Raw genomic sequence first — 18,555 nt, 5'->3', positions numbered from 1 at the left:
TTTGAACGACCGCACGAGCAACGTCGCGAGCTTTGGCCGTTAAAGGTGGGTTGCCGTCAACCCACCTCCAAGCGATGAACTTGCCTATCAGCTATCTCAGCTACATCCGCTCGTAGCCCCGCAAGTATCACACTTCTCGCAAGTCCCGTTCCGCACCATCGTGAAGTTATGGCATTCCGAGCATTCGTTGCCGGTGTAGCCCTGCATCAATGATTGCTGGCGCCGGTTGGCGGCGAGCGCTTTGGCTTCGGCTGCTTCTTTCGCGGCCTCATCGGTGAACAGCTCCGTCGGGTCGGAGGCTTCCGCGTAGACGATGTCCTCGACCAGTTCCCTGGCGCGCTCCTCGTAGTCGCGCTTGTAGGCAATGGCCTCGTCACTGGCCGGCTTCAGCGTCAGCACGTTGGAGCCGGAGAAGGCGGTCGGGGCGGTACGGGCCGGAGTTCCGGAGCCCGAACCAGCAAAGCCCTTGGGCTCGGCACTCATGCCCGACACCAGCTTGACCGGCGAGGCACCGCGGGTGAGACCCTTGGAGAAGGGCGTCGCCTTGCCTTCGTTGATGCCGCGTCCGAGTGCGGTCTTGTCGAAATCCGACTGGTCGACATGGGCGAGGTCGTGGCGGCCGAGGTAGGAGACGGCAAGTTCGCGGAACACATAGTCGAGGATCGACGTGGCGTTCTTGATGGCGTCGTTACCCTGCACCATGCCAGCCGGCTCGAATTTGGTGAAGGTGAAGGCTTCGACGAATTCCTCGAGCGGCACGCCATATTGCAAGCCGAGCGAGATCGCGATGGCGAAGTTGTTCATCATCGCCCGGAAGGCGGCACCTTCCTTGTGCATGTCGATGAAGATCTCACCGAGGCGGCCGTCATCGAATTCGCCGGTCCTGAGATAGACCTTGTGGCCGCCGACGACCGCCTTCTGGGTATAGCCCTTGCGGCGGTTCGGCAGTTTCTCGCGGTCGCGGTAGAGACGCTCGACGACGCGCTCGACGATCTTCTCTGTCACCTGCACGGCGCGCTGCGCGGCCGGTGCCGCGATCAGCTGCTCGACCGCTTCGTCCTCGTCGTCCTCGACGTCGGCAAGCAGCGAGGCGTTGAGCGGCTGCGACAGCTTCGAGCCGTCGCGATAGAGCGCGTTGGCCTTCAGCGCCAGCTTCCATGACAGCATGTAGGCGCCCTTGGCGTCCTCCACCGTCGCGTCGTTCGGCATGTTGATGGTCTTGGAAATGGCACCGGAAATGAAGGGCTGTGCCGCCGCCATCATCATGATGTGGCTGTTGATCGACAGCGAGCGCTTGCCGATCTTGCCGCACGGGCTGGCGCAGTCGAACACCGGCAGGTGTTCGGCCTTCAGGAACGGCGCGCCTTCCAGCGTCATCGCTCCGCAGACATGGATGTTGGCGGCCTCGATGTCCTTCTTCGAGAAACCCAGCGCCGGCAGCATCTCGAACGAGAAATCATTGAGCTGCTCGTCGGTGAAGCCGAACGTCTCCTTCACCCAGTCGGCGCCCAGCGTCCACTGGTTGAAGACGAACTTGATATCGAAGGCCGACTTCAATGCCGCATTGAGTGCCGCGATCTTTTCGTCGGTAAAGCCTTTTGCCTTGAGCGAGCCGGGGTTGATGCCCGGCGCCTGGTTGAGATTGCCGTGGCCGACGGCATAGGCCTCGATCTCGGCGATCTGGGCCTCGGAATAGCCGAGCGTGCGCAACGCTTCGGGCACGGCGCGGTTGATGATCTTGAAATAGCCGCCGCCGGCGAGCTTCTTGAATTTCACCAGCGCGAAGTCAGGCTCGATACCGGTGGTGTCGCAATCCATCACCAGGCCGATCGTGCCGGTCGGTGCGATCACCGTTGCCTGCGCGTTGCGGTAGCCATGCTCCTCGCCAAGCTCGATGGCGCGGTCCCAGGCGGCCTTGGCATGGTCGGCAAGCTCCTGCTGCTTGAGATCCGAGGCGACCAGCGGCACCGGGTTGACGGCAAGCTTCTCGTAGCCGTCCCTTTCGCCGTAGGCCGCGCGGCGGTGGTTGCGCATGACACGCAGCATGTTCTGCGCATTGCGGTCGTAGTCGGGGAAGGCGCCGAGCTCGGCGGCCATTTCAGCCGAAGTGGCATAGGCGGTGCCGGTCATGATCGCGGTGAGGGCGGCGCAAATGGCGCGGCCCTCGTCGGAATCGTAAGGAATGCCCGAGGTCATCAGCAGGCCGCCGATATTGGCGTAGCCGAGGCCGAGCGTACGGTACTCGTAGGAAAGCTTGGCGATCTCCTTCGACGGGAACTGCGCCATCATGACGGAGATTTCAAGCACCATGGTCCACAGTCGCACCGTGTGCTCGTAGGCAGCGATGTCGATGGTGCCGTCGGCGTTGCGATAGGGCAGTAGGTTGATCGAGGCCAGATTGCAGGCGGTGTCGTCGAGGAACATGTATTCCGAGCACGGGTTGGACGCCCGGATCGCACCGGCCGAGGCGCAGGTGTGCCAGTCGTTCATCGTCGTGTTGAAATGCAGGCCCGGATCGGCCGACGCCCAGGCGGCATAGCCGATCTTTTCCCAGAGATCGCGCGCCTTCAGCGTCTTCAGCACCTTGCCGTCCTTGCGGGCGGTGAGATGCCAGTCGCCGTCCTGCTCGACGGCGCGCAGGAAATCGTCCTTCAGCGACACCGAATTGTTGGAATTCTGGCCGGAAACGGTGAGATAGGCGTCCGAATCCCAGTCGGTGTCGTAGGTCTTGAACGACATCGAGGTGTAGCCCTGCTTGGCAAACTGGATGACGCGATAGATGTAGTTCTCCGGCACCGCGTCCTTCTTGGCCGCCTTGATCTCGCGCTTCAGCGCGGTGTTGACCGCCGGATCGAAGCAATCGTCGCCATTGCCTTCGCAGTTGATGCAGGCCTTCATGATCGCTTCGAGATGCTTCTTGACGATCTTCGAGCCGGTGACCAGCGAGGCGACCTTCTGCTCCTCGTTGACCTTCCAGTCGATGAACTCCTCGATATCGGGGTGGTCGGCGTCGACGATGACCATTTTCGCGGCGCGGCGCGTCGTGCCGCCCGATTTGATGGCACCCGCCGCGCGGTCGCCGATTTTGAGGAAGCTCATCAGCCCCGACGAGCGGCCGCCGCCCGACAGCTTTTCGCCTTCGCCGCGCAGGAACGAGAAGTTCGAGCCGGTGCCGGAGCCATATTTGAACAGGCGCGCCTCACGCACCCACAAATCCATGATGCCGCCCTCGTTGACGAGGTCGTCCTGCACGCCCTGGATGAAACAGGCATGCGGCTGCGGATGCTCGTAGGAAGACTTCGACTTGGTCAGCTTGCCGGTGAACGGGTCGACATAGAAATGGCCCTGGCTCGGACCGTCGATGCCATAGGCCCAGTGCAGGCCGGTGTTGAACCATTGCGGCGAATTCGGCGCGACGCGCTGGGTGGCCAGCATATAGGCGAGCTCGTCGCGAAAGGCGCGGGCGTCTTCCTCCGACTTGAAGTAGCCGCCCTTCCAGCCCCAATAGGTCCAGGTGCCGGCAAGCCGGTCGAAGACCTGGCGGGCGTCGGTCTCGGAACCGTAGCGCTCGGCTTCCGGCAGCTTGGCCAGTTCAGCCTCGTCGGCGACGGAGCGCCACAGGAAGGAGGGAACTTGCGTCTCTTCGACCTTCTTCAGCCGTGCGGGCACGCCGGCTTTGCGGAAATATTTCTGCGCCAGGATATCGGCGGCAACCTGGGAGAACTGCGCCGGCACGTCGATGTTGTCCAAGCGGAACACCACCGACCCGTCCGGATTCTTGATCTCGGAAAGCGCCTTGCGGAATTCGATCTCCGCATAGGCAGATTGTCCTGGCTTGGTGAAACGACGCTCGATGCGCATTGGTCCGGTCCCTTTTGTCTACATATAGCGCTTTTCCCAGAGGATTTCTGCCCTCTTGACGAAACGCGCATGCCCGCCGTCTGCCGGCGTTCGAAAACCCCGGCTCTCATCTTCACAGTCTCCGCCGCCCTGCCGGTCGAACCTCTTGCGAGGCCGCTGTCCAACATGCTCACGGACCCTGTGGGTCCCTCAAAAACTGAAAACTTTTTGTAACGCCCTCGGTCGAGGGAAATTCACATTATCTAGCGTCGAACCTATCTGCAAACACTAAATATAGTGTTAACAGACAATTTATTCAAGCCCGACAATCCTCCCCTTTCGCCCCCCAAGGCTTCAAAATCCCACGCCTCCGCCGGCCTCGTAAACAGGCGGGAATGCGGATCAAAACGCACATATTCCGGGAAAAAGACCGGCCTCGAAACTTTTCCGGTCGCACTCTCAACAGGAGCGCATGGCCTATAAAAGGCGACTCGTTTTGCGCCGTCAAGGATTCGTTTGCGTAGCTTTTATGACCCCAACATCTTGTGTGTCACATATGTGGATAACGGGGATAGAAGCGGAGCGCAGCGAGGAAGGTTCGGCGCCGCGCGGAGGTGCTTCGGCGATGGCGTTCGCGGCACCTGACCGCGGCTATGCGCCGCTCGGGCTCAGGAGAACCGGCGTGGATCGGCGCAGAAATGGGCGATGATCTGGCGAAGGTCCGGTTCATGCACCATGCCCACAGCCTCGGCGGCGGTGACCCACTTGCGGGTGCGTGCCCGCTTTTCCTTCCACCGGTCGGCGACCTTGTCGACCTGCAGCGGGAACACCAGAACCTCGCACGGCACTTCCTCGCCGGAATCCAGCACCTTGGCGTAGAAATAGCGGCCGGCCTCGTGATGCGAGATCGTGCCGCGCAGCCCGGCCTCCTCGCCGGCTTCGCGCGCCGCCGCTTCGCAAAGCGGCTCCTTCGCTTCCGGCCAGCCCTTGGGAAGCACCCAGCGGCCGGTATCGCGGCTGGTGATCAGCATGATTTCGACGCCGTCCCCGCTATCGCGCCAGGGCAACGCTGCAACCTGCAGGCGGGACGGCACCGCGCCGAAGAGTCGCTGGACCCTTTCGGCCAGATGGTTGTGCGTCGTTGGCCTCGTCAACATCGGAGAAGCTTGCCCCAGCTTCCAGAATCATTTGCCGTCTCATGAATCTTACGGCTAATTATAAGCAATAAAAGTAAAAAATGTTTCATGGACCAGCGAAATTCTGCCGATTTGCGCCGGTCCCGCCCAGATGGCGCGGCCGCGCGAGCATCACGTGGGCATTTGTCGGTCGCGGATGGTGCCTTGGGCGACCGGCTACAATGAGCGGCGGTGCCGCGAATCAGCCGGCGTGATCGTCGGCGATCGGCTTCTGGTAGGTGAAGCCCATGTCCCAGGGGAAATAGATCCAGGTGTCCTGGCTGACCTCGGTAACGAAAGTGTCGACCATCGGCCTGCCTTTTGACTTGGCATAGACGGTGGCGAAATGCGCCTTGGGCATCATGGCGCGCACGATGCCGGCCGTCTTGCCGGTGTCGGTGAGGTCGTCGATAATCAGCACGCCAGCCCCGTCATCCACGAGCAGCGCCGGCGTGACCTCCTTCAGCACCTGCAACTGCCCCTGGCTGGTGTAGTCGTGGTAGGAGGCAACACAGACCGTCTCGATGATGCGGATGCCAAGCTCGCGCGAAATAATGGCGGCCGGAACCAGTCCGCCGCGCGTGATGCAGACGATCGCCTTCCATTGCCCCTTGTTGGCGCCGGCAAGCCGCCAGGCGAGCGCGCGCGCATCGCGGTGGAACTGGTCCCAGGAGACCGGGAAGGCTTTTTCGGGCAGGGACATCTTCGCGCACTCCGCAAAGCGCGCATCGCGCGCAGACACTATGGAATGCGCGCGGAATTAACTGGAAAGGCTTGGCCTTGGCAAGGGGAGTGGAAAGCTATCCCGGTGAAGCTACCGCGACAGGAAAGCCGCCACCGGTGCGGTGCGCAGCACCGTCCGCGTGACCCCGCCGAACAGCAGCTGGCGCAGCCAGGAATGGCTGTAGGCGCCGAGCACGAGCAGGTCCGCACCCGTTTCGGCGACCCTGGTCTGGATGATGTCGTCGACCGAGGCGCCGCCGGACCTCAGCACCGAGACGCTGACGGTCGCGCCGTGCCTGGACAGCGAGGCGGCGATTTCCGCGCCGGCCGTTTCCGGCGCCTCGTCGAGCGTATCCGGCGGGTCGATGACGACGATGTCCGTCTTCTCGGCCTCGATGATGAAGGGCAGGGCATCGAAGGCCGCGCGCGCGGCTTCCTTGCTGCCGTTCCAGGCGAGCAGCACATGCTTGAAGCTGGTCACCAGCGGACCCGAGTGCGGCACTACCAGCACCGGCCGGCCGGCGTCGTAGACCAGCGTGTCGACGTCGGCGCTCGGGTCGCTGCCCGATTCGCGTTGGGCGGCGATGATCAGATCTGCGGTGCGAACGGTCGAGATGCCGGTCAGCGCGCTGTCGCCGGAAAAACTCTCGAGGCTGCGCCATTCGAAGGACAGGCCGGAATTCTCGACGCGATTGTGAAAGGCGGCCTGCAACTTCTCGGCGCGCTCCCGGTTCATGTCGGCCGAAACTTGCAGGAACTCGGTGTCCGGAAAGCCGGTGGCCGAGGTGTAGGGCACGGGCAGCGCCTCGGCATGGATGCCGATCAGATGACTCTGGAACCGGCTGGCCAGCTGGATCGCGCAGTCGAGCACGCGCTCGGCGTCCTGTTCGTTCTGCAATATGGCGACGATGGTCTTGAATCGCATGGCAGTCCCTCACTCCTTACGGCGATCCCATCGTGACAAACGTCACTGCGCGATGCTTGGTTCCGTCACGCCGATCAGCCCGGCTTGTTTGCCTTGATCAAACCCGCCACCATAGCCTCTACATCGGCGCGTGCGGAGTCCAGCGCCTGCTGGCTGCGGGCGCGCACCACCAGTTCCGTCCAGAATTTGCCGTCGCCATATTTCGGATAGGAGCCGATGATCGTTTCCGGATGCGCCTTCTGGATGTCGCCCAGCGGCCCGCCGATCAGGCCTTCGCCGAACGGACATTCCACGGTGGCCGACAGCATTTTGGTGCCGGCCCGCAACGTCGGCACGACATTGTCGAGCATCGCCTGGAAAATCGCCGGCACGCCGGCCATGACATGGACGTTGCCGATGCGAAAGCCCGGCGCAACCGACACTGGGTTGTCGATGTGGTCTGCCCCGCGCGGCATCCGCGCCATGCGCTTGCGCGCTTCCGTGTATTCGATGCCGCGGGCAGCATAGCTTGCCTCCAGCAGGGCGTAGGCCCTGGCGTCGTATTCGCATGGCACGCCAAAGGCCTTGGCAACCGAATCGGCGGTGATGTCGTCATGCGTCGGGCCGATGCCGCCGGTGGTGAAGACATAGGTGTAGCGGGTGCGCATCGCATTCACCGCAGCGACGATCTCGTCTTCCTCGTCCGGAACGATGCGCACTTCCTTCAGGTCGATGCCGATCGCCGTCATGATATCGGCGAGGTGGCCGATATTCCTGTCCTTGGTGCGGCCGGACAGAATCTCGTCGCCGATGACGAGCATGGCGGCGGTGACGATTTCGGTCATGGCAGGCTCCGGCAAACGGGTCGCCTGAGATAGCGCGGCGGGCGGCCGGCGGCAATGCCGCCAAACGACGGATCCACCTGTGCCACCTCCTTGCAGTGGAGCCTTCGGCGGGTGATGCTGCGTGCGGGTTGGAGCCTTGAGCAAGACATGCCGGTACCGATTCTTCTATGGCTGCCCGGCGCGCTGGTTCTGCTGGCGCTCGTCGTGGCAGCCTATCCTCTGCTGGCGACACGGCGGATCGCGGCGAAAGCCGAAAGGCTGGTGCCGGCCAGCGGGAAATTCATCGAGATCGACGGCAACCGCATTCATTATGTCGAGACGGGCGAGGGGCGGCCGATCGTCTTCCTGCACGGCCTCGGCGCGCAGCTTCATCATTTCCGCCACACGCTGTTCGGAATTTTCGGCCCGAACTATCGGCTGATCGCGTTCGACCGTCCGGGTTCCGGTTATTCGGTGCGGGCCAGGGGCGCCAGCGGGCGGCTGCCCGAGCAGGCCGAGATCGTGCGGCGCTTTATCGAGGCGCTTGGGCTGGAGAAGCCTCTGGTCGTCGGCCATTCGCTGGGCGGAGCCATCGCACTGACGCTGGCTGTCGAGCATCCCGAGGCGATTTCCGGTGTCGCCTTGCTGGCGCCGCTGACCCATATGGAACCGGACGCGCGCGAGAAGTTCGGCCCGCTATACATCAACTCGCCGCTGCGGCGCCGGATCATGGCTCATACGGTGGCGATCCCCGCGGCTCTCAAATATGCAGAACGCACGCTGGCCTTCATCTTCGCGCCACAGACGGCGCCGGCCGACTATATGGTCGAGGGCGGCGGCTGGTGCGGGCTGAGGCCAAGCCATTTCTACGCAACATCGACCGATGTCGTGGCCATCGCGCATGACCTTGGCCGCATCGAGAAACGCTATGGTGAGATCACCATGCCGGCCGGCATTCTGTTTGGTGCTTCCGACCGCGTGCTGGGCATCGATATCCACGGCTGGCCGGTGATGGAAAAGATCAGCGGGCTCGATTTCGAACCTGTCGAGGGGCTTGGCCACATGCCGCAATTCGTCGAGCCGGAACGGGTCGTCGCTTTCATCGAGCGCATTGCCGACCGCGCATTTGCGCCGAAGTCCGACACCAGCGGCTGACACCCTCCCGGACGCGGTCTCGGCCGGCAGGGTGCCGCCCCGCGCATCCCGGCCGCCGGGAATACCTCCGAACCTAATCAGGATATCGGCTATTCCTTCACGGCTCCGGTCATCGAGGAAACATAGTGCTCGACAAAGAACGAATAGAGCACCACCACCGGCAGCGAGCCGATCAGCGCTCCCGCCATCAGCGCCCCCCATTCATAGACGTCCGAGCGCACCAGCTCGGTGAGCACGCCGACCGGCACAGTCTTGTTTTCGGACGACTGGATGAAGGTCAAGGCATAGATGAACTCGTTCCATGACAGCGTGAATGCGAAAATGCCGGCGGAAATCAGGCCCGGCACCGACAGCGGCAGCACGATCTTGGTGAGGATCTGCCAGCGGCTCGCCCCGTCGATCAGCGCGCATTCTTCCAGCTCGAACGGGATCGAGCGGAAGTAACCCATCAACAGCCATGTGCAGAACGGGATCAGGAAGGTCGGATAGGTGAGGATGAGAGCGAAGGGCGTGTCGTAAAGCCCAAGGTTGAACACCATCACCGACAGCGGAATGAACAGGATCGAAGGCGGCACGAGATAGGCGAGGAACACCGCGAGGCCGACCTGCCGCGCCCCGGAGAACCTCAAGCGTTCGATCGCATAGGCAGCGAACACCGCAGCCAGCAGCGACAGGAACGTGGCGGCGGTCGAGATGATGATCGTGTTGAGCAGCCAGCCCGGATAGGACGTCTCGAAGAGCAGGTAGCGGATATGCTCGAGCGTCGGATGCACCACCCAGAACGGGTTGAAATTGGCGTAATCGGTCATCTCGAGATTGGGCTTAACCGCCGTGATCGTCATCCAGTAGAACGGAAACAACAGCACGATGACGAATATCAGCAACGGCAGATAGACCGTCACCACGCGGCGCGGCACGCTCTGCAGGTAGCCCATGCCGCCTTCGTCGACTTTCGGGCGTTTACTCGTTTCGATCGCGGTCATGTCAATCTCCGCCGCCCTGCTGCCATTTGCGCCGTTGCAGGCCAAAGTAGCTGAACAGGATCGCCGTCAGCAGGAACGGGATCATGGCGACTGCGATCGCGGCGCCTTCGCCAAGCTGGCCTCCGGAAATGCCGCGCTGGAACGACAGCGTCGCCATCAGGTGGGTGGCATTCACCGGCCCGCCGCGCGTCAGCACATAGATCAGCTGGAAATCGGTAAAGGTGAACAGTACCGAAAACGTCATGGTGATGGCGATGATCGGCGTCAGCAGCGGCAGCGTCACGTAGCGGAACAATTGCCAGCGGCTGGCGCCGTCGAGCGTGGCGGCCTCGTAGAGCGACTGCGGAATCGTCTGCAGGCCGGCAAGCAGCGTGATCGCCACGAAAGGAATGCCGCGCCAGACATTGGCGGCGATGACCGAAGCCCGCGCATTCTCGGGATCGCCGAGGAAATTGATGCGATGGTCGATCAGGCCCATTTCCATAAGCGCCCAGGACAGGATCGAGAACTGCGAATCGTAGATCCACCAGAAGGCGATGGCCGACAGCACCGTCGGCACCACCCAGGGAAGCAGGACGATCGCGCGGAAGAACGATTTGAACGGCAGGTTCTGGTTGAGGATAAGCGCCAGCCAGAGGCCGAGCACGAACTTCAGGATCGAGGCGCTGATCGTATAAAGCAAGGTGTTGAAAACGGAGAGCCAGAAGACGGCGTCGTCCCACAGATATTCGTAATTCTCGATGCCAATGAAGATGCCGGGGCGGCCGATGCGGGCATCGGTGAAGCCGAGCCAGACGCCGAGCCCGAGCGGATAGGTCAGGAAGACCAGCAGCAGTGCCGCCGCCGGCAGCATGAAGCCGAAGCCAAGCGCGTTTCGGCTATCGGCCAAGGTCGCCAGGATGCGAGACAAGATCGAGGGACGCGGCTGAACGGCGGCGGAGGTCACGGCCATGGGTCGGCTCCTCTAAGGTTTCGTAAACGGCCGGGCGGCCATGCGCGATTCGAAGCCGGGCAGCATGGCTGCCCGGCCGAGCCGGCTCAAACGCGATAGTAGCGGTTGGCGCGCTTTTCGGCCTCTTCCATCGCCTCTTGCGGCGTCGCCTGGCCGGTCACCGCCTTGGCGAACATGTCGACCAGCACATAGTCGGCCATGGTCGCCGCCGAGGCATAACCGAGCGGGCCGGCATAGCCGTTGGGCCGCAGCGTCGCCGAGGCCTTGGCGTAAGCGGCATTGTTCGGATCGGCCGTCCAAACCGGGTTGTTGTCGAAGGCTTTGAGCGTCTGGCAGCAATAGCCTGCCGATGACGTGATCCACTGCGACATTTGCGGATCCTCGAACATGAACTGCAGGTAGGCCTTGGCCGCGTTGGGGTAGGGCGTGTAGTCGAAGATCACGGCCGTGGTCACCTGGAACAGCTCGACGGATTTTCCGACCGGGCCGATCGGCAGGTTGGTGGTGCGGATGTCCTTGGCTATTTCAGCCAGCTTCGGATCCTTGTCCTTGTTGATCTTGGCCGTGTTGTAGGCCGAAATGCCGTTGGCGATGACGCTCAATTCGCCGGCCAGGAAGGCGCGGTTGTTGTTGACGTCGAGCCAGCTTTCGGTGCCGGGAATGAAGGTCTTGTAGAGTTGCTGCGCGTATTCGATCGCCTTCAGCGTCTCGGGGCTGTTGATCGTCACCTTGCTGTTCTCGTCGACCATCTGGCCGCCATGGCTCCACAGCAGCCAGTGCGCGTAGTTGTTGCCGTCGCCGACGCCGTGGCCGTGCGTGAAGCCGGCCGGGTGCCCCTTCGCCTGCAATGCCTTGCAAAGCTCGAGCAGGCCTGCCGTGTCCTTTGGAAATTCTGAGAAGCCGGCCTCCTTCACCCAGCTTTCGCGATAGACGATGGCATTGCCGATGGTCGCCAGCGGCAGGCCGAGGAACTTGCCTTGCCGTGTCGCATATTGGTGCGGTCCATCGTGCCAGCCGCCATATTTCGAGCCGAGATATTCGCCTAGTTCCGTCACATCGTGCAGCTTGTCGGGATATTGGTGCGGGTCGTCGAACCAGACGAACATCAGGTCCGGGCCGGAGCCGACATTGGCGGCGACCGCCGCCTTGGGGCGAATGTCCTCCCAGCTTTCCTTGTCGACGCGGACCTCGACGCCGGTCGCTTCGGTGAAGCGCTTGGTGTTGGCCAGCCATTGATCCTCGTCGCCCTGCACGAAAGGCGACCAGCGCAGCAGCCTGAGCTTGGCGCCGTCCTCGGGCTTGTATTTCAACCCCTCTTGAGCAAAGGCGGGAGAGCCGATGAACCGGCTTCCCAAGGCTCCCGCCGCCGCGCCGGCGGTGGTGCGGATCACGTCGCGTCTGGTGAATTTCATGTTCGCTTCCTCCTGCTTATTGTCCTTGCCGTCCTACTGCCCGATGGGTGTTTCGAACCGCTGTCCGGTTTTGCCGTGAAAGAGATGGATGAGGCCAGGCTCGGCCGTAAGCCGGATGGTTTCGCCCGGCGTGAAGGAATGCCGTTCCCGGAAATTGGCGACGATCTCCTCGCCGCCGGCGGTTCGGCCGATGAGCTGCACTTCGGACCCTGTCGGCTCGACCACCGCGACGGTGACCGGAATGCCCTGATGGTCGGACAGCCGTAAATGCTCGGGCCGTATCCCCAGCACGACCGGCTCACCATTGCCGATGGAAAGTGCCGACGCCAACGGGACCGAAATCCCTCCGGCGCCGCGAAATGACGGCGAGCCGTCGCTTACGATCTCGCCCCTGAGCATGTTCATGGCGGGCGAGCCGATGAAGCTGGCAACAAACAGATTGTTCGGCCGGTCGTACAGCTCGAGCGGCGGCCCGATCTGCTCGACGATGCCGTCATGCATGACGACGATCTTGTCGGCCATGGTCATCGCCTCGATCTGGTCGTGGGTGACGTAGACCGTCGTCGTCTTCAGGCGCTGGTGCAGTTCCTTGATCTCGGCGCGCATCTGCACCCGGAGCTTGGCATCGAGATTGGATAGCGGCTCGTCGAACAGGAAGACCTGCGGATCGCGCACGATCGCCCGACCCATGGCAACGCGCTGGCGCTGGCCGCCGGAAAGCTGGCGCGGATAGCGGTCGAGCAGCGGCACCAGTCCCAGGATTTCGGCCGCGCGCCGCACGCCGGCATCGCTCTCCGTCTTGGGAACGCCCTTGAGCATCAGCGAGAACGCCATGTTCTCGGCGACCGTCATATGCGGGTAGAGCGCATAGTTCTGGAAGACCATGGCGACGTCGCGCTCCTTTGGCGCAACGTTGTTGACGACACGTTTGCCGATCGCGATCTGGCCGCGCGAGATCTTTTCCAGGCCGGCGATCATCCTGAGCAGGGTCGACTTTCCGCAACCCGAAGGACCGACCAGCGTGACGAACTCGCCGTCGTTTATATCGACGCTGACCCCGTGCAGGACCTCGACGGTCCCAAATGATTTGTAGACATCGCCGATTGCGACAGACGCCATCGATCTCCTCCCGATTGATTCCTGCAACGACTTCGAAGGAAACCGCTTTCCTGCCTGGCCCGCGACAGCGCCCAGGCTCCTCCCCGGTCACGCGCGATGTAAGACGGTAGCGCTACCAAACCGGCCTGTAAAGCACGCCGGCATCACTGGGATATCGACACGCCCTAATCCGAGACCTCGGTCTGCGGCCGGTCGCGGCCGTCGGCGAGCTCGTCGTGCCAGTTGCCGTCGGCGTCCTCATACTGGATGCCGTCGGTGTTGCCGGCGACCTGCTGTTCGGCCGAAGCGATCTCGGCGGCGCGCAAGGCATCCTGATGGGTGGGGAACGTTTCGGAGAATGTCGAGCCGACCTTGTAGGCCCAGCCTCCGTCATGCTCAACGATCTTGTAGGTCAGTTTCGCCATGAAACCCTCCGGTTGAAAGCCCGTTGCCTCAATGCAGCCTGTCGTCGGCCAGCCTGTCGTCGGGCAGCCTGTCGTCTGCGACCAGCACGTCCGATTCCCTGGCGGCTTCGATCAGTGCCCGGCGCGCATCCGCCGTTGAACGATAACCTTCCAGCACTTTTAGGCAAGTGTCGAGGGCATCACGATGACGCGGCCCGCGATTGAGTGGCCAGACCGTCATCAGGCACTCCGCCGCCTCCTGGGCACTGCGGATGTGACGATACTTGCCGACATGGCCGAGTTCGACCACGACCGGCTTTTCAAATGGCTTGCTGTCCATCATCGCCGCCAACGCGGAGCGGCCGATTTGGTTGCAACTGCTATTTTAGCTCAGGCGAAAATAGCTCAATAGCCGCAGTCATCGTGCAGCCAGCGCGCATTCGCCCAGCCGGTGCGGCCGCCGAAAATCGACCTTGTACCAGCAACGGAAATCCCCCTGAACGATATGTCTCTGCTCCCCCAACCCGCCGCGCCCAGCCGCGGCCACTCTACACCGGCAGAGGATCAATGCGAAGCTGTCCTGGCCCGTCCAGCGAGACGAACCCGCCGTCAGTTCGCCGCCTTCATCCAGTGCTGCATCGTCGTAACCGAGCGGGCAAGCTGCGGCGCCGAGTGGATTTTCTCGCCGAAGGTGGCCGCGGCGCGCCAGCCCCAGCGCGGATCGGCAAGAAAGGCGCGCGCCAGCGCCACCATGTCGGCGCGGCCGTCGGCGACGATCGCCTCGGCCTGTTTCGCATCGTCGATCAGGCCGACGGCCCGCGTCGGGATGCCGACGGCCTTACGCACCGCTTCGGCCAGATGCACCTGGTAGCCGGGCCCGGAGGGCAGCTTCTGCAACGGCGAATTGCCACCACTCGAGCAGCAGAGATAGGCGACGCCGGCTTCCTTCAGCGCTTTTGCCACTTCGATCGCATCCTCGACGTCGAAGCCGCCATCGACCCATTCCTTGATCGACAGACGCGCGCCCAGCATCAGCCTGGGCACCGCCTTCTTTACCGCCTTGGCGATCTCGACGGCGAAACGCATGCGGTTTTCCAGCGAGCCGCCCCAGCGGTCGGTACGCCGGTTGGAAAGCGGCGACAGGAACTGGAAGATCAGATAGCCATGCGCGGCATGCAGCTCGATGAAGTCGAAGCCGGCGCGCTCGGCCCGCCGCGCAGCGTCGGCGAAGCGTTCGATGATTTGCAGGATCTCGTCGTCCTCCAGCGCCCGCGGCACCTGCCAGCCGGTGTCGTAAGCGATCGCCGAGGCCGATACGATCGGCCACGGGTCCTGATCGGCGTGCAGCGGGCCGCCGCCCTCCCAGGGTTTGCGGTTCGAGGCCTTGCGTCCGGCATGGGCAAGCTGCGTACCGAATTTCGTGCCCGGTGCGGCGACACGCTTGGCTGCATCCAGCGTGCGTCGCGCCGCCGCCTCATTGTCCTCGGAATAGAGGCCGAGACAGCCATGCGAGATGCGGCCGCGCCGTTCGACATCGGTCATCTCGACGGTGACCATGCCGGCGCCCGACATCGCCAGGTTCATCCAGTGATAGAGATGCCAATCGCTGGCCGAGCCGTCCTCGGCCGAATACTGGCACATCGGCGCGACCGCGATGCGGTTGGGGAAGGTGAGGCCGTCGAGGGTGATCGGCTGGAAAAGCGATGAGGTCATAAAAAACTCCGGAAAGGGTTGCCGCTATTTAGGCAGCCGATTGTGCCAGCGCCAGACACGAGACGGTGAAACGGTCTCTGGACCAATTGGTGGCCCGATTGCGCGGACGGCCGTTCGCGGCTACGCCTTGCCGCGGCAGCAGGGAGTCCCACCATGGAAGATCGCATTCGCATCCGCTCTGAGGAAGTCCTTTCCGACGAATGGGCGGTTTTGAAAAAGACAGTCTTCGACTATCGCCGGCGCGACGGCAAATGGGAAACGCATACCCGCCAAACCTACGATCGCGGCGACGGCGCGGTGATCCTTCCTTTCGATCCCGAGCGGTCGACGGTGCTTCTGGTGCGGCAGTTCCGCTACCCGGCCTACGTCACCGGCCACAAGGAGCCGCTGATCGAGGCCTGTGCCGGCCTGCTCGACGAAGACGATCCCGAAACCTGCATCCGCAAGGAGGCCGAGGAGGAACTCGGCTACCGTCTGAAGGACGTGCAGCGGCTGTTTTCGCCCTATATGAGCCCCGGCAGCGTGACCGAGCGGCTCTGGTTCTTCGTCGCCCGCTACTCGCCCGCCGACCGCATTTCCGACGGCGGCGGCGCGCATGACGAAGGCGAAGACATCGAGGTTTTGGAAATGCCGCTAGACGAGGCATTGGCCGGCATCCACGGTGGTCGGATCATCGACGCCAAGACGATTATCCTGATCCAGCACCTGAAGCTGAACCCGATCGGTGGGTGAGGGGTGGTGGAGCTGAGTGCGCGACGGGACCTCGCCGTGTCCCATTAGGGAGTGCGAAAAAAGATGGAAAGACAAATACCGGCCATTTCAGGATTTGATTCAGACGACTTGCGAGTGGTGCAACTCTTTTACCCTTTCGCTTTCGAACAGACGATGCGGGGCATTCAGCAGCAGATTCGCTTTGCTCACTATTCCTCCGCCGAAGCCGCGATGAGGATATTGCAGAGCAATCAGGTGTGGATGCGCAAAGCCTCGGCGATGAATGATTTCCGAGAAATCGACTATGGGAAAGAATGCCTAATTGGTGCCTATGCCAGCGACACGGGGAAACGGCTGAAGGCGGCCCTCGAAGAGATGTTTCTCAGGGCATCACCGGGGACATCGAGGAGCGGTTCAACGCTTGGTATCCACATTTCGAAAATGGCACCTTTCTGACCTCCATATCTGAGCACGATCCCAGTGAGGATCGGATCGGCCGGCTGTCAATGTGGCGGGCGTATGGTGGCACAACGGGCGTTGCCGTAGTATTGAGAGGAACGTCGTTTCTTGCCCCAAGTGACGCGCTTAAAGCCTACACGAGTCCCGTCGCGTATTTATCGCATGCGCAGTTCCAACGAGAGTTCGATCGCTTGGCCGAGGGCATCATTAGCAACGCTGAATTTGTGAAGTCGAGAGGGCGCGAGGAGGTGCTCGCGAACATTTTCAATGCGTTTCGCATGGCGACTGTCTGTACAAAGCACCCAGGGTTCCATGAGGAAAAAGAATGGCGGGTCATTTACAATCCGGCGTGGCAGCAGTCCGATCGAATTACCTCATCTGTCGAGGTGATCCGCGGAGTACCTCAAATCGTACAAAAAATACCGTTGGTAGACGTGCCTGAGGAAGGTCTGGTCGGCATAACAATACCGGACCTAGTGGAGCGTATCATTATTGGCCCGACCGACTTTCCTCTTGAGATACGAGAGGCGACGATTGAGCTTTTAAAATCAAAGGGCGTGGCAAACCCATCCGAAAAAGTGATCATTTCGGATATTCCGCTTCGCCACTGAAAGTGCGGTCGGCCGATAAGGCGACGTTTGAGGGAATATTGGTCAATTCGGTGCAGGGCGAAAATCGTCGGCACACCCAATTCGCGCATCGAATCTACATAACTCTGGCCGCGTTGGTTGGCATCCAATATGTACCGCTCAAAATCGGTTGGCCCGGACGTGTCGAAAATCACGCGTTCAATCGGGGGCTTGGTCAGCACCGTGACACCGACGACAAGGTAGTGAAAAAGTAGAAATCACATCAAGCCATATGCGCGACTCCATCCTAGAGGCAAGCGAGCGGATACCCGTACGGACACCCTGACCAATTTTTTGCGAGGCGTCCGGCAAATATGACAACGGATAATCCAAATCTGGTGCGGACGACGGGAATCGAACCCGTACGATCAGAGATCGAGGGATTTTAAGTCCCTTGCGTCTACCAATTCCGCCACGTCCGCAGGCCAGCCCTTTTCAGCCGCCAGCCAAAGGCCGTCAAGCCGTCTTCTGCCGTCGACAAATCTGGCACTGGAAGCTAGCGAGGGCCAATCCACCCACGGAGATACAAACAAAATCGTTTCACCTGGAGATGTTTTTAGCGACAGCTTCCGAGGCTACCGCGAATGCGTGTCCCCCGTTCGCAGGATGCGTTCGGGCGCTCTGGCCTGATAGACTCCAATCGGCAAGTGGATCGGCGCGCCGATACTCGACGCCGTCGTCTACAGACACTGGGAGATTGTCATGCTCAAGCTTGCCTCTGCCCTGGCACTGCTGCTTGTTGGGACGGCGCCTCTGTCTGCTGACGAGATGCCGATGAACGCCAAAGACATCAAATGGGGTCCTGCTCCTGCTGTCATTCCTGCTGGGGCGGAAATGGCTGTTGTCGCTGGAGATCCCTCAAAGGGCGGCGCCTTTGTGCTGCGGTTGAAGACACCCGCAGGCTACAAAATTGCCGCACATAATCATCCCACCACGGAATACATGACGGTGCTTTCCGGCAACTTCCATTTTGGAATGGGCGATAAGCTCGACGAGGCGAAAGGCGTCGAACTGACTGCTGGCGGCTTCGGCGTCGCACCGGCCGGAATGAATCACTTCGCCTGGACGACAAGCGATACGATCGTAGAGGTTCATGGCGAGGGGCCATTCAAGATCACCTACGTCAACCCGGCAGACGACCCGAGCAAGAAGTGACAGTTCGGGATCGAATTGATTGAACCGGCCGAAGGCTAGAACGATGGAGTGCGTCACACTCCGCGACCGTCGATTCAGTAAGATCCGCTAACGCGGCGAAAGCTGATTAGCCGGAATCATATTCCGCTTGGGCCATTTTGCCATGAACGACGCTAAAACAAAAAACCCGCCTCGGCGGGCGGGTTGTTGGAGCCAATTAGCACCATAGCCAAATTAGTAGCATAGCTGCCGGCACAAAGCAAGAACAAAGTTGCTGCGGCCGGCACAAAATGCCCTTGGCGATTGGCGAAAGCCGTGGCGCATCAATCTCCCTCCTGTTTGGACCGGGGACATCGCGAACAGGTGTGCGAGGACATCGCGAACAGTTTGCCATCCTATCGTTGGCTTGCATTGAGGTCGATGGTCTGGATTTTCTGGT

General features: G+C 61.7%; 17 protein-coding genes and 1 tRNA gene. 5 read left to right on the top strand and 13 right to left on the bottom strand.

Annotated elements, in window-relative coordinates:
• Positions 1 to 96: 96 nt before the first annotated feature.
• The 5 genes from NKH78_RS20390 to NKH78_RS20370 all read right to left on the bottom strand — a co-directional run bounded on the left by NKH78_RS20390 (position 97) and on the right by NKH78_RS20370 (position 7,487).
• On the bottom strand, positions 97 to 3,861 hold the full coding sequence (locus NKH78_RS20390; protein ID WP_352753461.1) for a vitamin B12-dependent ribonucleotide reductase: 3,765 nt from the start codon (positions 3,859 to 3,861) through the stop codon (positions 97 to 99).
• Between the two features lie 647 nt (positions 3,862 to 4,508).
• Entirely contained in the window at positions 4,509 to 4,997 is a 489-nt protein-coding gene (locus NKH78_RS20385; RefSeq protein ID WP_352649196.1) for an NUDIX hydrolase, read from the bottom strand.
• A gap of 220 nt (positions 4,998 to 5,217) precedes the next feature.
• A complete protein-coding gene (gpt, locus tag NKH78_RS20380; protein ID WP_352883637.1) occupies positions 5,218 to 5,718 on the bottom strand; it encodes a xanthine phosphoribosyltransferase in 501 nt (166 codons plus the stop codon).
• Positions 5,719 to 5,829: 111 nt separating this feature from the next.
• The gene (locus tag NKH78_RS20375; RefSeq protein ID WP_352738086.1) at positions 5,830 to 6,663 is read right to left on the bottom strand and encodes a universal stress protein; all 834 of its coding nucleotides are present in this window, start codon (positions 6,661 to 6,663) and stop codon (positions 5,830 to 5,832) included.
• Positions 6,664 to 6,737: 74 nt separating this feature from the next.
• Positions 6,738 to 7,487 (bottom strand): competence/damage-inducible protein A, encoded by a 750-nt coding sequence (locus tag NKH78_RS20370; protein WP_352738088.1) that lies wholly within the window; start codon positions 7,485 to 7,487, stop codon positions 6,738 to 6,740.
• A gap of 147 nt (positions 7,488 to 7,634) precedes the next feature.
• Here NKH78_RS20370 and NKH78_RS20365 point away from each other — a divergent pair, with 147 nt between their 5' ends.
• Positions 7,635 to 8,621, top strand: a complete 987-nt coding sequence (locus NKH78_RS20365; protein ID WP_352738090.1) for an alpha/beta fold hydrolase — start codon at positions 7,635 to 7,637, stop codon at positions 8,619 to 8,621.
• A gap of 89 nt (positions 8,622 to 8,710) precedes the next feature.
• Here NKH78_RS20365 and NKH78_RS20360 read toward each other — a convergent pair whose 3' ends face one another.
• The 7 genes from NKH78_RS20360 to NKH78_RS20330 form a co-directional block, all read right to left on the bottom strand.
• Positions 8,711 to 9,604 carry a carbohydrate ABC transporter permease gene (locus NKH78_RS20360; RefSeq protein ID WP_352738092.1) on the bottom strand — a complete coding sequence of 298 codons (894 nt, stop codon included), beginning with the start codon at positions 9,602 to 9,604 and terminating at the stop codon, positions 8,711 to 8,713.
• Position 9,605: 1 nt separating this feature from the next.
• On the bottom strand, positions 9,606 to 10,556 hold the full coding sequence (locus NKH78_RS20355; RefSeq protein WP_352883634.1) for a carbohydrate ABC transporter permease: 951 nt from the start codon (positions 10,554 to 10,556) through the stop codon (positions 9,606 to 9,608).
• A gap of 86 nt (positions 10,557 to 10,642) precedes the next feature.
• Positions 10,643 to 11,968 carry an ABC transporter substrate-binding protein gene (locus NKH78_RS20350; RefSeq protein WP_254817688.1) on the bottom strand — a complete coding sequence of 442 codons (1,326 nt, stop codon included), beginning with the start codon at positions 11,966 to 11,968 and terminating at the stop codon, positions 10,643 to 10,645.
• 33 nt (positions 11,969 to 12,001) lie between these two features.
• Complete coding sequence (locus NKH78_RS20345; protein WP_352477401.1) at positions 12,002 to 13,087, bottom strand: ABC transporter ATP-binding protein; 1,086 nt, start codon at positions 13,085 to 13,087, stop codon at positions 12,002 to 12,004.
• A gap of 164 nt (positions 13,088 to 13,251) precedes the next feature.
• Positions 13,252 to 13,491 (bottom strand): DUF2188 domain-containing protein, encoded by a 240-nt coding sequence (locus tag NKH78_RS20340; protein ID WP_254817690.1) that lies wholly within the window; start codon positions 13,489 to 13,491, stop codon positions 13,252 to 13,254.
• Positions 13,492 to 13,519: 28 nt separating this feature from the next.
• Positions 13,520 to 13,813 (bottom strand): DUF982 domain-containing protein, encoded by a 294-nt coding sequence (locus NKH78_RS20335; RefSeq protein ID WP_352467305.1) that lies wholly within the window; start codon positions 13,811 to 13,813, stop codon positions 13,520 to 13,522.
• 266 nt (positions 13,814 to 14,079) lie between these two features.
• On the bottom strand, positions 14,080 to 15,183 hold the full coding sequence (locus tag NKH78_RS20330; protein ID WP_352738094.1) for an NADH:flavin oxidoreductase/NADH oxidase: 1,104 nt from the start codon (positions 15,181 to 15,183) through the stop codon (positions 14,080 to 14,082).
• A 153-nt stretch (positions 15,184 to 15,336) separates the two neighbouring features.
• Here NKH78_RS20330 and NKH78_RS20325 point away from each other — a divergent pair, with 153 nt between their 5' ends.
• From NKH78_RS20325 to NKH78_RS20315, 3 genes are all read left to right on the top strand, one after another.
• Positions 15,337 to 15,915 (top strand): NUDIX domain-containing protein, encoded by a 579-nt coding sequence (locus NKH78_RS20325; protein WP_352738096.1) that lies wholly within the window; start codon positions 15,337 to 15,339, stop codon positions 15,913 to 15,915.
• A gap of 63 nt (positions 15,916 to 15,978) precedes the next feature.
• Positions 15,979 to 16,350, top strand: a complete 372-nt coding sequence (locus NKH78_RS20320; RefSeq protein WP_352738098.1) for a hypothetical protein — start codon at positions 15,979 to 15,981, stop codon at positions 16,348 to 16,350.
• A 50-nt stretch (positions 16,351 to 16,400) separates the two neighbouring features.
• The gene (locus NKH78_RS20315; RefSeq protein ID WP_352738100.1) at positions 16,401 to 16,964 is read left to right on the top strand and encodes a DUF2971 domain-containing protein; all 564 of its coding nucleotides are present in this window, start codon (positions 16,401 to 16,403) and stop codon (positions 16,962 to 16,964) included.
• A gap of 354 nt (positions 16,965 to 17,318) precedes the next feature.
• Here NKH78_RS20315 and NKH78_RS20310 read toward each other — a convergent pair.
• A tRNA-Leu gene (locus tag NKH78_RS20310) sits at positions 17,319 to 17,404 on the bottom strand.
• Between the two features lie 280 nt (positions 17,405 to 17,684).
• Between NKH78_RS20310 and NKH78_RS20305 the strand changes: the two genes are divergently transcribed.
• Positions 17,685 to 18,137: a cupin domain-containing protein gene (locus tag NKH78_RS20305; protein ID WP_352738102.1), complete on the top strand. Its 453-nt coding sequence runs from the start codon at positions 17,685 to 17,687 to the stop codon at positions 18,135 to 18,137.
• Positions 18,138 to 18,555: the final 418 nt, after the last annotated feature.

Origin of the sequence: Mesorhizobium sp. M0910, assembly GCF_040319465.1 — a bacterium.
Taxonomy (GTDB): Bacteria; Pseudomonadota; Alphaproteobacteria; order Rhizobiales; family Rhizobiaceae; genus Mesorhizobium.
The sequence above is the reverse complement of the archived record's forward strand: the minus strand, read 5'-3'. Positions and strand labels throughout refer to the sequence as shown.